This is a genomic window from Clostridium estertheticum subsp. estertheticum (assembly GCF_001877035.1).
Classification (GTDB): Bacteria; Bacillota; Clostridia; order Clostridiales; family Clostridiaceae; genus Clostridium_AD; species Clostridium_AD estertheticum.
Map to the genome: position 1 here is coordinate 3,885,517 of NZ_CP015756.1, position 14,701 is coordinate 3,900,217.

13 protein-coding genes are annotated in these 14,701 nt (G+C 29.2%); 5 read left to right on the forward strand and 8 right to left on the reverse strand.

Going from position 1 to position 14,701, the window contains the following annotated elements; translation table 11 throughout:
• Positions 1–133 precede the first annotated feature (133 nt).
• Together A7L45_RS18205 and A7L45_RS18210 are read right to left on the reverse strand one after the other, a co-directional pair.
• Positions 134–529, reverse strand: a complete 396-nt coding sequence (locus A7L45_RS18205) for a hypothetical protein (protein ID WP_071614100.1) — start codon at positions 527–529, stop codon at positions 134–136.
• A 53-nt stretch (positions 530–582) separates the two neighbouring features.
• Positions 583–2,094, reverse strand: coding sequence for a DUF4153 domain-containing protein (locus A7L45_RS18210; RefSeq protein ID WP_084647509.1), 1,512 nt, complete (start codon positions 2,092–2,094; stop codon positions 583–585).
• Between the two features lie 371 nt (positions 2,095–2,465).
• Here A7L45_RS18210 and A7L45_RS18215 point away from each other — a divergent pair, with 371 nt between their 5' ends.
• On the forward strand, positions 2,466–3,050 hold the full coding sequence (locus A7L45_RS18215; RefSeq protein WP_071614101.1) for a phosphatase PAP2 family protein: 585 nt from the start codon (positions 2,466–2,468) through the stop codon (positions 3,048–3,050).
• 271 nt (positions 3,051–3,321) lie between these two features.
• Here the strand turns inward: A7L45_RS18215 and thiI are convergent, their stop codons facing one another.
• Both thiI and A7L45_RS18225 read right to left on the reverse strand, forming a co-directional pair.
• Positions 3,322–4,464 carry a tRNA uracil 4-sulfurtransferase ThiI gene (gene thiI / locus A7L45_RS18220; RefSeq protein ID WP_071614102.1) on the reverse strand — a complete coding sequence of 381 codons (1,143 nt, stop codon included), beginning with the start codon at positions 4,462–4,464 and terminating at the stop codon, positions 3,322–3,324.
• A 54-nt stretch (positions 4,465–4,518) separates the two neighbouring features.
• On the reverse strand, positions 4,519–5,676 hold the full coding sequence (locus A7L45_RS18225) for a cysteine desulfurase family protein (RefSeq protein WP_071614103.1): 1,158 nt from the start codon (positions 5,674–5,676) through the stop codon (positions 4,519–4,521).
• 272 nt (positions 5,677–5,948) lie between these two features.
• On the opposite strand from A7L45_RS18225, the gene A7L45_RS18230 reads away from it, so the two are divergent.
• Both A7L45_RS18230 and A7L45_RS18235 read left to right on the forward strand, forming a co-directional pair.
• Positions 5,949–7,016, forward strand: coding sequence for an HD-GYP domain-containing protein (locus tag A7L45_RS18230; protein ID WP_071614104.1), 1,068 nt, complete (start codon positions 5,949–5,951; stop codon positions 7,014–7,016).
• A 62-nt stretch (positions 7,017–7,078) separates the two neighbouring features.
• A complete protein-coding gene (locus A7L45_RS18235; RefSeq protein ID WP_071614105.1) occupies positions 7,079–7,981 on the forward strand; it encodes a DMT family transporter in 903 nt (300 codons plus the stop codon).
• A 57-nt stretch (positions 7,982–8,038) separates the two neighbouring features.
• Here the strand turns inward: A7L45_RS18235 and A7L45_RS18240 are convergent, their stop codons facing one another.
• The gene (locus A7L45_RS18240; protein WP_224616868.1) at positions 8,039–8,635 is read right to left on the reverse strand and encodes a metallophosphoesterase family protein; all 597 of its coding nucleotides are present in this window, start codon (positions 8,633–8,635) and stop codon (positions 8,039–8,041) included.
• A gap of 24 nt (positions 8,636–8,659) precedes the next feature.
• Complete coding sequence (locus A7L45_RS18245; protein ID WP_084647510.1) at positions 8,660–10,576, reverse strand: BMP family ABC transporter substrate-binding protein; 1,917 nt, start codon at positions 10,574–10,576, stop codon at positions 8,660–8,662.
• A 238-nt stretch (positions 10,577–10,814) separates the two neighbouring features.
• Here A7L45_RS18245 and A7L45_RS18250 point away from each other — a divergent pair, with 238 nt between their 5' ends.
• Both A7L45_RS18250 and A7L45_RS18255 read left to right on the forward strand, forming a co-directional pair.
• Positions 10,815–12,164, forward strand: coding sequence for an MATE family efflux transporter (locus A7L45_RS18250; RefSeq protein ID WP_071614106.1), 1,350 nt, complete (start codon positions 10,815–10,817; stop codon positions 12,162–12,164).
• A 115-nt stretch (positions 12,165–12,279) separates the two neighbouring features.
• Complete coding sequence (locus A7L45_RS18255) at positions 12,280–12,708, forward strand: CBS domain-containing protein (protein WP_071614107.1); 429 nt, start codon at positions 12,280–12,282, stop codon at positions 12,706–12,708.
• Between the two features lie 60 nt (positions 12,709–12,768).
• Here the strand turns inward: A7L45_RS18255 and nagB are convergent, their stop codons facing one another.
• On the reverse strand, positions 12,769–13,494 hold the full coding sequence (gene nagB / locus A7L45_RS18260) for a glucosamine-6-phosphate deaminase (protein ID WP_071614108.1): 726 nt from the start codon (positions 13,492–13,494) through the stop codon (positions 12,769–12,771).
• Positions 13,495–13,532: 38 nt separating this feature from the next.
• Positions 13,533–14,690: an N-acetylglucosamine-6-phosphate deacetylase gene (nagA, locus tag A7L45_RS18265; protein ID WP_071615045.1), complete on the reverse strand. Its 1,158-nt coding sequence runs from the start codon at positions 14,688–14,690 to the stop codon at positions 13,533–13,535.
• Positions 14,691–14,701 lie beyond the last annotated feature (11 nt).

A 14,701-nucleotide genomic window follows, 5' to 3' on the forward strand; every position in this document is an offset into this window, starting at 1 on the left:
AATAATAAGTAGTCTGCTTTCACTATTAATCATAAACCTTAGCTTTCTTAGTACTAGTTTGTAAATATAATTCAACATATCCACAGGTTACTATTTGGGCCCTTGGATATGTTGTAACCTCCAAATTTTTTTATTACCTTGTAAATGCAGCTATGCACAAACATAGTTGACCTATACTTAAAATCAAAAATTCAACCGTCGCCATATACCATTCCCCAAGAACTATCACTTGAGTAATAATGCTCATAAATAACAATACACCCATAATAACAGAGACTACCCAGAACTTACTATTCCCTTTTCTAAAACTTAAGATAGCTGATATAATATTTCCAAGTCCAAATAATACTATTGTTATAATACCAGGGACGATCCAATTATCAAAAGGAACTTTAGGTAACCATTCTTTTGGATACTTGGTAAACATTCCACCCCTTGAACTTATCATCATTCCTCCAATATAAATAGCACTTAATGCTAAAACTAGGTCATAAAAACCTAGCAGATTTATTTTTATTTTTTCTTTCATTGTATATTTCCTCCCCTAAAATAATAACCTATATAAAATCGCAATAATAAAATTCATTTATTTATACTCTTTCTAGCCTTAAATTTAGAATAATTAAATTCATACCAAGAGCGCTTCTGTGATAAATCCTTCTGAACATTTTTTAAATAATTATTAACTTCATTGGCTAGCTTAATATTAGGATCATTTTTAAGTCTTACTATTTCTGGAATAGCGTCATAGGATAAATTTTCCAAATAAAGAACATCTATCTTCTGAGTTTTATAATATATATCTATATTCTTTCCAGCAATAATTTTATCCACATTTACAAAGTTTAATAAGACATACATAATTAAAACAACTACTATTAAAACCTTATTTAGTTTCATTTTTCTATTCCAAATACCAATAAGTGCTACTATAAATAGCATAAACAGCATAAGCATAAATATATGCACAAAAATCCTTAAATATGTGAATCCATAAATTTGTTCATATAAAGACATCTTGAAATGAGCTGAAAATAACATATTAACTGTAAAGCCCACAAGTAAAGTTAATAATACATTAGATATTATATTTGTAACCTTGTTATATATTTTGATATATTTCATACTGCAGAGTAATATTGTAAAATTAATTATCGTAACAATAAAAAGCTCAAAGAATCCTTTTCTTGCATACTGTGAATATGTGAATTTAAGTGGAAGAAAGTTACTAGCCCCACCGTAAAGATATGTAAACTGGACTATTGAAAATAAAAGGTACACTATATTTATCATAAATATAATTGTTAATACAGTGACTGGCTCCCATAAAACATTTTTTTTAATAGCTGCTTCCTCTTCGTAATTATATTTAAAACTCCATATATATGAAAATATAATAAAGAAAACAATAATAACAACTAACAAATGATTTATAATTTTCCATACTTTTATATTCTCAAATACACTTGAAATATTTATTATATAATTCTTGAATACCATATCTGCTGACGTTAATAATATTAAAATAACAATTAATAATGGTATGGAAATAATCAGTCCTCTTAAAATATTTCTGTTCATAGATCTTTTTTCTGCATTTTTCACATTTATACTTCGTTTAACAAATATAAAAGGTTTTAAAGCATTTTCTGGAATAGCTTTAATTACTCTGCTTAGTGATTTTAATATTATCCCTTTAGAATCCCATTTTATATTATCATACCTAATTAATATAGTACTTAGAGTCATAAGTACCAATATCATAATTGCATTAAAACAGTTTAAAATATTATTTGAATGAATAGCATAATTTAATGTAAGTAGTAATGTAGGAACAATTATATTTAAACCAATATTTTTTTCAAAGAAAACCTTCTCCCTAATACTCCATAAGAAAAAGCACATAAACATAATATAAAAAATAGGAATCGAGATACCTATTTGTTTATTAGTAAAAAAAACATCATAAATAATTGCTAAAATAATTGTTATACCTATAGTATATTTTTTTTCATTTAGGCTAATTTTCGAATCTATAATTATAATTTCTTGCATTTGTTTTTCCTTTGATACTTTGATATATTTACTCTCCATTTTCAACCTACCTCCATAATTTAGTATTATTGTTAATAACACATTAATATAATATATCTTATATATATTATATTTTTTACAATTTCAATCATACTACTATATTAATCATTAATCAATACATTTTTATTGTTATTCGATAAAATTATATTGAATAACATTGTTTGTTAAATTCACAATTATACAATATAAATAATGTTTTATAATTATATTAACAACCAATATAAGTGTATCTTTTAATTGTTGATTTTGATATAATGTTAATTGATACTTATGAATTTTGATAATTTTATATGTTTTATGTAATATATATTAATTAAATATTTCTAATAAAATAAATTTTCAGTATAACATAGAGAGGATGATTAAATTAAATGCTTTATTATTTAGTGAATTCTATGAATTTGGGATTGAATCAATTTTTTATTATTATTTCAAAATCTTCAGACCCTACTTTCCAGGTTTTTATAAGCGCATTGGTTTTTATTGTACTATATCTTTACAATAATAAACTTGAAGCCATTTGTTGTGTATTTAATATTGGAGTTACTGGTTTTACCAACTTAGTGCTTAAAAACATAATAAAAAGACCTAGGCCCATTGGAATACAATTAATTGAAGCTCATGGCTATAGTTTTCCTAGCGGGCATTCCTCTATTTCTACAGCTATAGGTATTGTTTTTATTTACTTTATAATTAAACGAATGAAAAATAAAAAAATTGCATATTTAATTAGTGGTTTTTTACTTATATATTTAATTCTTGTTGGAATTAGCAGAGTTTATGTTGGTGATCATTATCCAACAGATGTTCTTGGAGGATGGGTTATTGCCATAATATGGTCATATATTTCTATTGCTGCTTATAATTTTTGTATGAAAAAAGGTGTAAATAATTATTTAGATAAACATTTTACTTTTAAACTTAAAATGTTTAAAAATAAATCAATGTTTATGTAAATATAAACTAAAATAAGCTAACAAAATGATAAATCATTTTGTTAGCTTATTTTTCGTTAGAACATCTTTAAATTTTTATACCATTAATCATTTAACTGTATTTCCCTTTTGATTCTTTTTCTGAGTTTTGTCTTTTGTATCTTTTGAACCTGATCTTTTTTCTGTACCTTTCTTAGCCATATTAATCATCCTTTCAAAATGTATTCCGTCTATTATTATTTACATAATATTTGATTTAATACTTTTAATCTATTGATTAACATGAATAAATTTATTTGTAAATTTCCATGTCAGCTATAGCCTTTTCAACAAGTTTATCAATATCTAAGACTGATTCAGACTTAGTTATCTCAACTAATCTTGGTTTTGTTTTGGGATGTTTTGGAACAAAAATTGTGCAACAATCCTCATAAGGTAGAATTGAAGTTTCATAAGTATCTATTTTTCTTGATACCTCTATAATATCAATCTTATCCATAGCTACTAGCGGTCTAAACACTGGTCTATCAGCCACATCATCACTTACTACAAGCCCTTCCATAGTTTGACTAGCTACTTGCCCAATGCTTTCCCCTGTAGTTACTGAATTTATACCATATTTATCTGCAAGTGCACATGCAAGCCTCATCATAAATCTTCTCATTATTATTGTTAATTCATCTTCTCTGCATTTATCTATAATTTCCATTTGAATTTCAGTAAAAGGAACTACATACAGCGTTAATTTTCCAGTATATCCTTTTAAAATATTAGTTAATTGCTTTACCTTATCCTTTGCTCTCTCACTAGTATAGGGATGACTATGATAATAAACTGCATGCACTTCTACTCCACGCCTTGCCATCATGTAACCTGCTACAGGCGAGTCTATACCTCCCGATAACATAAGCATAGTGCTACCATTCATTCCATAAGGTAATCCACACACGCCCTTTATTCGTTTTGAATAAATATATGCCATTTTTCTTATTTCAATATTTATAACACATTCTGGATTATGCACATCTACACTTACGTTTTCATTATTTTTTAATATGCAGCCCCCTACTTTTCTACTTACATCCATAGATCCTGGTTTAAAGCTTTTGTTTGCTCTATTAGTTTCTACTTTAAATGTTTTAGCTGGGCTACCTACCATTTCTAAAACTGCTTGCTTTTCGATTTCTTCTAAGTTAGCTTCAACTTGCGTAACCTCACATACTTCCATTACTCCAAAAACATTTTTAACCTTGTTTATAATAGTATCTAGTTGCTCTGAGTATATAAACCATCTTCCTTGGTCTTCAACAAATTCGTATTCTAATCCTTTAATTACATTTTTTATATTATCTTTAAGTTTTTTTTCAAATTTACCTCTATTGAGCCCCTTTAAAAATATCTCCGGCGCAAATTTTACAAGTATTAATTTTCTCATCTTTTGACACTCCTCGTTTCTTATAATTGTATTTTCATCTAATCCTTAGCTGATTTATCTTTTATTCATTTTTCTTAAAAATTTTAGTGACTTATTTAATTCGATTATAACATAGTCTACTTCATCTTTATTATTGTATTCAGAAAAACTAAATCTTATAGTTCCTACTTGCTCAATTTCACTCCTACCAATAGCTTTTAATATTTCACTGCTTTTATGGCTTTTCGCTGAACATGCAGAGCCTGTAGACACATATATGCCCTTTTGTTCTAATGCATGAAGAAGTACCTCTCCTTTTACACCTTTAAAGGTCACACTTAAAATATAAGGTGTAAAGTAAGGTTCTAGTGGACTATTGATTAAAATACCATCTACCTCTTTAAGTTTTTCTATAAAATATTTTTTTACCTCTAAAACTTTATTAAAATTTTCATGCTGATTTTTAAATACTATCTGTGCCGCCTCATCAAAACCCGCAATACCTGCAAGATTTTCTGTACCGGATCTTAAATTTTTTTCTTGACCTCCACCATTTATTAGGCTAGTAGGTATAAGTCCTTTTTTTATATATGCAAATCCGACCCCACGTGGTCCGTGTATTTTATGCGCACTTGTAGATAATAAATCAATATTAGACTTTTGTACATCAATAAAAATTTTCCCATAGCTTTGTACTGCATCTACATGAAATTTAACCCTACTACTTTTCCCTTTAATTAGTTTTCCTATTAACTCAATATCCTGCACTACTCCTATTTCATTGTTAACATGCATTACACTAACAACTTGAGTATCCTTAGTTATACTTCCTATAAGAGCATCTATATCAATCCTACCACTATCATCTACATCAATATAAGCAACCTTTATTCCTGAATCTTCAAGGGCTTTAAAAGTGTTAAGTATACTTGGATGTTCAATTTTAGTAGTTATTATATCAGCATTTAATTTATTCGAAGATGGTTTAGCAAACCCTTTTATAAGGAAGTTATTACTTTCACTGCCACCTGATGTAAATATTATCTCCTCACTACTAGCATTTATGCTTTTAGCAATACTCGTCCGCATCTCCCTAAGTTTTTGCTCTGCCTTAAACCCTAAACTATGTGCTGAAGATGGATTACCATAATAATTTCTCATAGTACTCCCGAGTGTCTCAATAACCTCCTCATAAGGTTTAGTTGTTGCACTGTTATCTAAATATATTTCCATGTTTTTATCTCTCTCCTCTTAATATCTAGTGTATATCTTCATTAACGCTTCAATCCTCTTCATTTACGATATTATACTAATTCTTAGTATTTCACTCTACTTTGTTTAATTATAAATTTGTTAATTATTAATGTCAATAACTAAAAAGCTAAGCATAAATTACTTTCGTATGCAATATCTAAAGTATGTAGATTGTTAGACGATAATATAAAATGATACTTACTTTACTTAATTTTCATAATATATAAATTAACTACAAGGGGGATAACTTTATGACAACAAATGTTAAAAGAATAAGCATTTATGATCTAAAACCAAATATGATTTTAGCTGAAAATTTAATGTTAAACGGCCTAACCTTAGTTGCAAAAAAAACTACACTAAATGCTATTATGATTAAAAAGATAATTGAATTTTACCCATCTAACACTATATATATATATGTGAATCAAGAAAAGACCCTAACCCCAAGTGTTCAAGATTCAAACGAACTGAGTTTAAATAAAACTGAAATTTTATTAAATAATTTTTCAAATAACATATACAAGTTTTTAAATAACATCGATGGAAACTCCAAATTGGACTTAACAGAAATAAGAATTATGTCTAAAGAAATTTTAGATAATAATAATGATTACATTTCTATTTTAAAAAGTATAACAAATTCTAGAAATATAGATGAGTACCTAACTCGGCACTCTGTAAATGTTGCTTTTTTAAGTTCTATATTAGGTAAATGGCTTAACTTGCCTCAAAAAGATTTAACGCTTTTGACATATGCAGCCTTTCTTCACGATATCGGCAAGGTAAAAGTTAACCAAAAAATATTAAATAAACCCTCAAAACTTACAAAATTAGAATTTGAGGAAATAAAAAAGCATTCAGTTTACTCTTATGAGCTTGTGCGCACTATTCCTTATTTAGACGAATCCGTAAGTCTCGCTGTACTTATGCATCACGAGCGTTTAGATGGTTCCGGATATCCTCTTCATTTAAAAAAGGATAGAATTAATATTTTTGCAAAGATAATCGCAATTACCGATACATTCGATGCTATGACATCAGACAAAGTCTATAGTAAAAAACAAAACCCCTTTAAAGTATTAGAAATAATGCAATATGAATGCATGGCTACACTAGATTATAATTATTTAACTACTTTTATAAACCAAATGTTAAATTACTACACAGGAGAGATGGTGAAACTTAGCGACAATCGTATTGGTAAAATAGTAAAAACAGATATAAATAATATTTCTAGTCCTCTTATATCAGTAGATTCGATTTTTATAGATTTAAAAAATGAAAAAGACTTATTTATTACAGATCTCGTACCTTAGGCTATAAAGACATTAAAAATTTTAGATTCAATGATTGACCATTTTTTAAAGGAGAGATAACTATGAAAATTACCGGTATAAAAAAGAGTGTCCTCGCTGATATGTCTTTGCTAATAGTGGCATTTATTTGGGGTGGTGGTTTTATAGCTGTAAAAGGGGCTTTAGATAGTGTTTCCCCTTTTTATATAATGGCAATACGTTTTAGTATTTCAGTGCTAATCATGTTATTAGTTTTCAGAAAAAAGATTAAGTATATTACTAAAAACTATCTATTTATTGGAACTATAGTTGGACTTCTTCTATTTTTAGGCTTTGCTGCTCAAACTATTGGTATGAAATATACAACCGCTGGTAAAAATGCTTTTTTAACTGGTACTAATGTAGTTATTGTCCCCTTTCTTTATTGGATAATTAGTAAGAAAAGACCAGATGCTTTTTCACTAATATCTGCTTTTTTATGTTTTATTGGTATAGGTATGCTTACCTTAAATTCCGGTATACATATTGGCCTAGGGGACGGTTTAACATTATTATGCGCAGTATTTTACGCGGCTCATATTGTTTCCGTTGGTTTTTTTACAAGAAAGGTTGATGTTATTTTGCTTGTAATAATACAGTTAGGCGCTTGCGCACTATTCTCAATTATAGCCGCTTTAATTTTTGAACCAATGCCTCAATCATTAAATTCAGGTACAATATTTGCACTTATCTATTTGGGTGTTTTTAGTACTATGCTTGCATTTATTGTACAAAACGTGGCGCAAAAATATACAACATCCACCCATGCTGCTATTATTTTATGTTTAGAATCAGTTTTTGGTTGTATTTTATCTGTTGTAATGCTTCATGAAATATTTACATCAAAAATGATACTGGGATGTTTAACTATATTCCTTGCAATTATAACAACTGAGACTAAATGGAAGTTCTTAAGATCAAAAAAAATAAAACCAACTAATATGTAATTAGTAGCCACCTGCTTATACAAGATGTGGCTATTAATTACAACCCTCTTATACTTCTTATATTTCAATAATATGATATCTAAACGCATTTATAACCGTAGTATTATTATATCTCCTTACCCTGTCTTTTTTCCCATAATCCAAATGTTGATGACCATAGAAAAAGTATTTTGGAGAATATTTGTCTATTATATTTATAAATGTTTCAAATCCGGTGTGGCAAGGGTCTTCTCCATCTCCCATGCCTTTTGCTGGTGAATGTGTTACTAATATATCAAATCCTTTTTTTCTCCATAAACACATTTTTAATTTTGAAATTCTTTTTTGCATTGCCCTTTCCGTATATTGAAAAGGTCCTTTATTATAGGCAATTGATCCACCAAGTCCTAGTATTCTAATATTTTTATATACTATTACCTTATCATCAATAGGTATACATCCACCTGGTGGTTTTTCTAAGAAAGATCCATCATGATTACCATTAACATAAAATATAGGTGCTTTAATCATATCAGCTAAAAATTCTAAATAATCTGCTTTCAAATCTCCACAAGAAATTACAATTTCAATATCTTTAAATCTTTCATGATCAAAATGTTCCCAAATATAATCATCTTCAACATCTGAAACTAATAAAACCTTAATTTTAAACACCTACTTATCTTTCGAATATTTTGTTCAATTCTTTGGAATTTCTCCAACAACATTATCTACAAACCATTCCATATATAACATATCCTCATAATTTCCTATGTCACCATCATCTATTCTAATTTGCCCTGCCCTATCGAATATCGGCCCAGCAAAAGTATGAAATTTGTTTTCAATAATCATCTCTCGCATTATATCTACTAATTTTTGAGTTTGAATTGGAACATTATGCTTAGAATATATAATATCCACAAGTTCCGAGTCCATGCCCCACCAAAAGCTTACACGTTTAGATTCAGTACTAAAAATTCCCTTAAAACTACCATTTACGATATTTCTAAGTATTTTCTCATAAAACTGACCCCAATCCCATGTAATTAAAGCATAATTTACTTCGGGTATCCATTTTGTCTCATTTTCATTATATTTTAACGAGTATAGCCCAAAATCTCTTGAGCCTTTACCTAAAGCTATTAGATCATTTTGCATTATGAGGTCTGCTCCACGACTTTGAAGTTCTTGCATTAATTCTTTTGAATGACTTACATCTCCCATTTGATTAAGCCATGAAATTAAAACCTTTGCATTAGAATTTACAGTTTTAACACCAAGTGCAAAAGCATTAATTCCCGTTATAATCTCTGTTTCATTATAGGTATCTATATATCCTATTATGTTTGATTTAGTAATAGCGCCTGCTATTAGCCCTAGTAAAAATCTTGGTTCATGAGACCTTCCAAAGTAAGTACTTACATTTCTATATGCTTTTACTGGGGAACAATTAAAGAACTTAACATTGTCGTACTTAAGGGCCGCTCTAAGAGTTATATTAAGATACGATGGACACGTAGTAAATATAATATCATAATCCTCTTCACACAATTTACTTAGCCTTTCATAGTCAGCCTCATCATCGGTAGCATTAAAGTTATCTATAACAAAAGTCTCTATTTCACTACCCAATTGTTGCTGTGCATATATTCTTCCTAAGTTATGGACATAACTCCAACCTGAGGTATCAATGGTTTTTTCAAAAACAAAAGCCACCTTTAATTTTTTAGAGGTCGTCACTAGATTTGTAATTGATGTTATAACATTTTTCTTATGGACATCAAAGGGCTCAGTTTGAATATCAACAGCATTATTTTTTGTAAGTATCCTAAGCTCAGCTAAAAATTTCTCAACTCTTACTTTTCTTTTTGTTTCTATGAATTCATTTGAAATACCATATATTTTTACATATTCTAGAAACGCATCTCCAGTAGTAATGTCAAGTTTATCTCCCCCTAATTCATAAAATGTGTTCCTAAAAGGGAAATACACATTTTTTATAAAATGCTTATATTTATTTGAAAATAAATAAAGCTTTGGGTTATATTCATCTAAATACTTACCGAGTAGAGTAAAACTACCTTCCTTTGAAAACCAAATATCATTTATGCCTGTCTTATTATTAAATTCTAAAAATTCGTAATATATTATATTATTTAAATCATTCTCATCTCTTTTAGGAACTAGCCGAGTAACCTCTCCATCTATTGAATAAGCATCTACATATTTAAGTATACTTACACGCTTGTTTCCTTCCATAACATAGAATTCATTCATGTACTCATATATTTTTATAGGGTCATCTATTCCATCCTTAATATGATAAGCATACACAGCCTCCCATTTTGAAGCAAACTCGCTAGAAATACTAGCTAGAGGGAGAAAGTTATTTGCGAAATCTCTACTTCTTGTATAGAAATAAGTTCCTACTATCTTTTTTAGTGGAATATTTTTTAAGCCCAAGGGTATTTCTGCTACTATGTCTATTTTCTTTAAAATACTATCTAATGATGATATATGTCCTGAGTTTCCTCTTAATATGTCTGCACTATATTTAGCTTTAGCTAATCTATTTGCTTTTTTATACTCATCAACAGATGAAAAATTCATCATACACTCACTCCCCTACTTTTTGACTCATAATAACTATTACCACAATAATTCATTATTGTATATATTATAGTATATTAAAAAATTTTTTACCATTAATTAAAATATATATTGCTATATCTATAAAAATATATCAGGTTATCTTAAGTTAACAATCTATGAAAGTTGATTAATATATGAATTGAAAGAATTATAATGTTATAATATAAATAAACTTAAAATTTGATAAGAAGGCGTTTACGTGAAATGGATACGAAAAGATGTATTTAATTTAGCAATACCAATAATAACAGAACAATTATTTGTTATATCGCTTGGTATGATAAATACTATGATGGCAGGGCATATAGGAGCAGAAGCAGTTTCTGCAATTGGAATGGTAGATTCAGTAAATAATATTTTTATAGCATTTTTTTCTGCCCTTGCAATTGGCGGCATGGTCGTTATAGCTCAATTTATTGGACAAGGAAATATAAAAAAGGCTAATGCTGCAATGCAGCAAGCTCTATTTTCAGGACTTATAATTACTTTCGTTATAACTATTATAATGTTTATATTCCAAGGTCCTTTAATTGCCATGTTATTTGGCTCAGCCGACCATAAAGTAATAAGTAATGCCCATACATATTTAGGCATAACTTTACTTACTTATCCACTAATAACAATTGATTTGATATCGAATGGACTTCTGCGTGGAGCGGGAGACACAAAAACTCCTATGAAAATCAGTATTTTTATGAATATTATAAACGTAATCTTAACATACACTTTTATAAATATACTACACATGGGAATAATGGGAGCTGCCCTTGGCATCGCCATTGCTAGGGTTAGTGGAGGCATTATTATCTTATTTGTACTTTTACGTGGTTCAAAAATTTTAAAACTTACAAATGTAAAAGGGTTCAAATTTGATAAGTCATTATTAAAACTCATATTTGGCATCGGAATACCTGCGAGTATAGAGTCGCTACTTTTTAATGGTGGAAAGTTAATCACTCAAATTTATATAGTAGATATGGGAACTGTAGCAGTTGCCGCGAACGCTATTGCTGGCTCAGTTGCAACGATGCTTAATGTTCCAGGAAATTCACTATGTATTGCAGCCACCGCTCTTGTTGGAAACCATATGGGAAGAGGAGAAAGTAAAGAGGCAGGAAGTGATCTCGCATATATTACAAAACTATCGACTTTTGCTTTAATTGCTATAGCATTAATATTCATACCATTTGCAGGAAAAGTAACATCACTATTTATTACTAATAAGGAAATAATACACTTAGCCTCAACCGTCCTTATAGTAAACTCAGCATGTATCCCCTTATGGTCTATCTCCTTTGTTCTTCCTGCAGGGCTAAAAGGTGCAGGCGATGTAAAATATACACTGGTAACTTCAATTATAGGCATGTGGTTATTTAGAATTACTTTAGGTTATTTACTAGGCGTTGTATTAAAATTTGGACTTGTAGGTGTATGGTTAGGCATGATTGTTGATTGGTTAGTTCGTGGCACGCTCTATCTTATCAGGTTTAAAAAAGGAAAATGGAAAAGTAAAACTGTAATAAAACTGCAGACAACCTCCTCATATTAATATTACAGCTACCCAGGAGATAATTTAATATTTTGTTAATATATAGGACTATAAAACATGTTATAATTAAATAACTAATAAACCCAAATAAAGAACTTTAAAGGATGGTTGAACTATGAACATAGCTTTCTTTCTTACACCTAAAAATGAAGTTATTTATGAAAAACCAAGTTCTACAATGAGACAAGCTTTAGAACGAATGGAGTACCATAGATATACTTCTGTACCCTTAGTAAATGAATCTGGTCACTATGTAGGTACTTTAACTGAAGGTGATTTATTATGGAAATTAAAGAACACTCCAAATTTAAGTTTTAACGAGACAAATAAAATTTTAATTGGGGATATACCAAGACATGTTAAAAACAAATCAGTATTAATTAATGCAGATATAGAGAGCTTAATATCGTTAGCAAAGGATCAAAACTTTGTTCCCGTTCTAGATGATAACGGTGTTTTTATAGGTATAATTAAACGAAGTGATATAATGACTTATTGTTATAATTTATTGTACAAACATGATGAATTTAAAAATTTGATTTAATCCATAATATTAAACAAAACACCTACTCTTGCACAAATGGCTAGAGTGGGTGTTTTAATTTTATAGTAAGCTTGCTGCTTCTTTGTCTATAATAATAGTTACATCATTGTGAAGTTGAAGAATTGAAGCAGGAATACTCGGATTAATTTTTCCATTAACTGCTTTTGCTATAGCTTCAGCTTTATTTAATCCATTTGCAAGTAGAATTATTTTTTTAGAGTTCATTATTGTCTTTATACCCATGCTTATCGCTTTTACTGGAACATCCTCTATTGACTTAAAAAACCTAGAATTAGCTTCTATTGTTTGTTCATTAAGATTTACTAAATGCGTCTGCGCTTCAAAATTTACATTTGGTTCATTAAACCCGATGTGTCCATTTCCACCTATACCTAAAACTTGCATATCTATGCCACCAAGTGTTTTAATTTTATTTTCGTATAGCAAACAAAAATCATTTACATCCTTAACCATGCCATCAGGCATATTAATATTATTTTTACTTATATCTACCTTATCAAATAGATTCTTGTTCATAAAACTATAATAACTTTGTGGATTTTCCGGGTCAAGTCCATAATATTCATCTAAGTTAAAAGTTCTGACCTCTTTAAAATCCACTTCTTTTTTATTATACAACTTAACTAATTCCTCATACATGCCTAAAGGAGTATCTCCAGTCGCAAGTCCTAAAACACTATCCGGTTTTAATGTAACCTGACTTGTTATCATTAAAGCCGCTCTTTTACTCATTTCCTCATAATTATCTACAACTATTATTCTCATATTGGCACCACCTTATAAAATTACTCAAAATATCACTTTTAAGCTTCGTACACTACTTTTCCTTCAACTATTGTAAAAGACACATCGATATCATCATTAAAAATTGCTATATCCGCATCATACCCAATTTCTAAACTTCCCTTTTTGTTATCCATATTAATTACCTTTGCTGGATTAATTGTTGCCATTGCAACAACATCGTAAATTTTTAAATCACTGTTTCGCAGCATATTGAGTATTGCCTTGTTTAGAGTCAAAACGCTACCTGCCAGTGTTCCATCCTCAAGTCTTGCAGCTCCATTTTTAACTATTACCTTTTGTCCTCCAAGCTCAGACACACCACTCTTAATACATCCGGCTCTCATAGAATCTGTTATAAGAACCATTCTATCCGTGTGTACAAGATTTATTAGTATATTAAAAATTGCAGGATGAACATGTATTAAATCTGCTATTAACTCGCAGGATATATCACTTGTAAAAATTGCACCTACGATCCCTGGTTTTCTGTGATTAAATGGAGTCATTGCATTAAAAATATGCGTCGCATGTGATATACCATCATCAATTGCTTTCATAGCTTCCTCAAAACTTGCATCAGAGTGACCTATTGATAATGTAATTTTTGAATTAGCTTTTACTTTTTTTATAAAACTATGATCTATATCCTTTTCAGGTGCAAGGGTTATAATTTTAATAATATCTAAGTAATCCTTTATAATATCATAATCGGGCTTTACAATATTATTTGCCTTTTGAGCCCCTTTATACTTTTCATTTATAAAAGGTCCCTCCACATGTACTCCTAGAATTTTTGCTCCCCTAGTCTCTATTCCCATTTCTTCTCGAACAACATCTAACGCTTTATATATGCTGGAGGCCTCCATAGTCATTGTAGTAGGCAAATAGCCAGTCACTCCATTTTCAGCTATGGTAGTACCTATAATTTTAAGGGCCTTCTTTGTAGCATCCATAGTATCATAACCACCACTGCCATGAATATGAATATCAATAAAACCTGGCGATACGAATCTCCCCTTAGCATCTATAACATTTATTTCTTCCCTGCACTCTTCTTTATATTGATGGAAGTTATCATTATCTATAATGCCAATAATTTTTAGATCAAAGACTATTACGCTATTATAAATAATTCTATCTTTCATAATAATTTTTCCATTAATTATAGCTTTAATATTAATCACCC

Bases quoted from the DNA above. Each gene is read 5' to 3' on its own strand.
- A7L45_RS18205 (WP_071614100.1), bottom strand. From the start codon at position 529: ATGAAAGAAAAAATAAAAATAAATCTGCTAGGTTTTTATGACCTAGTT.
- A7L45_RS18210 (WP_084647509.1), bottom strand. From the start codon at position 2,094: ATGGAGAGTAAATATATCAAAGTATCAAAGGAAAAACAAATGCAAGAA.
- A7L45_RS18215 (WP_071614101.1), top strand. From the start codon at position 2,466: ATGCTTTATTATTTAGTGAATTCTATGAATTTGGGATTGAATCAATTT.
- thiI (WP_071614102.1), bottom strand. From the start codon at position 4,464: ATGAGAAAATTAATACTTGTAAAATTTGCGCCGGAGATATTTTTAAAG.
- A7L45_RS18225 (WP_071614103.1), bottom strand. From the start codon at position 5,676: ATGGAAATATATTTAGATAACAGTGCAACAACTAAACCTTATGAGGAG.
- A7L45_RS18230 (WP_071614104.1), top strand. From the start codon at position 5,949: ATGACAACAAATGTTAAAAGAATAAGCATTTATGATCTAAAACCAAAT.
- A7L45_RS18235 (WP_071614105.1), top strand. From the start codon at position 7,079: ATGAAAATTACCGGTATAAAAAAGAGTGTCCTCGCTGATATGTCTTTG.
- A7L45_RS18245 (WP_084647510.1), bottom strand. From the start codon at position 10,576: ATGATGAATTTTTCATCTGTTGATGAGTATAAAAAAGCAAATAGATTA.
- A7L45_RS18255 (WP_071614107.1), top strand. From the start codon at position 12,280: ATGAACATAGCTTTCTTTCTTACACCTAAAAATGAAGTTATTTATGAA.
- nagB (WP_071614108.1), bottom strand. From the start codon at position 13,494: ATGAGAATAATAGTTGTAGATAATTATGAGGAAATGAGTAAAAGAGCG.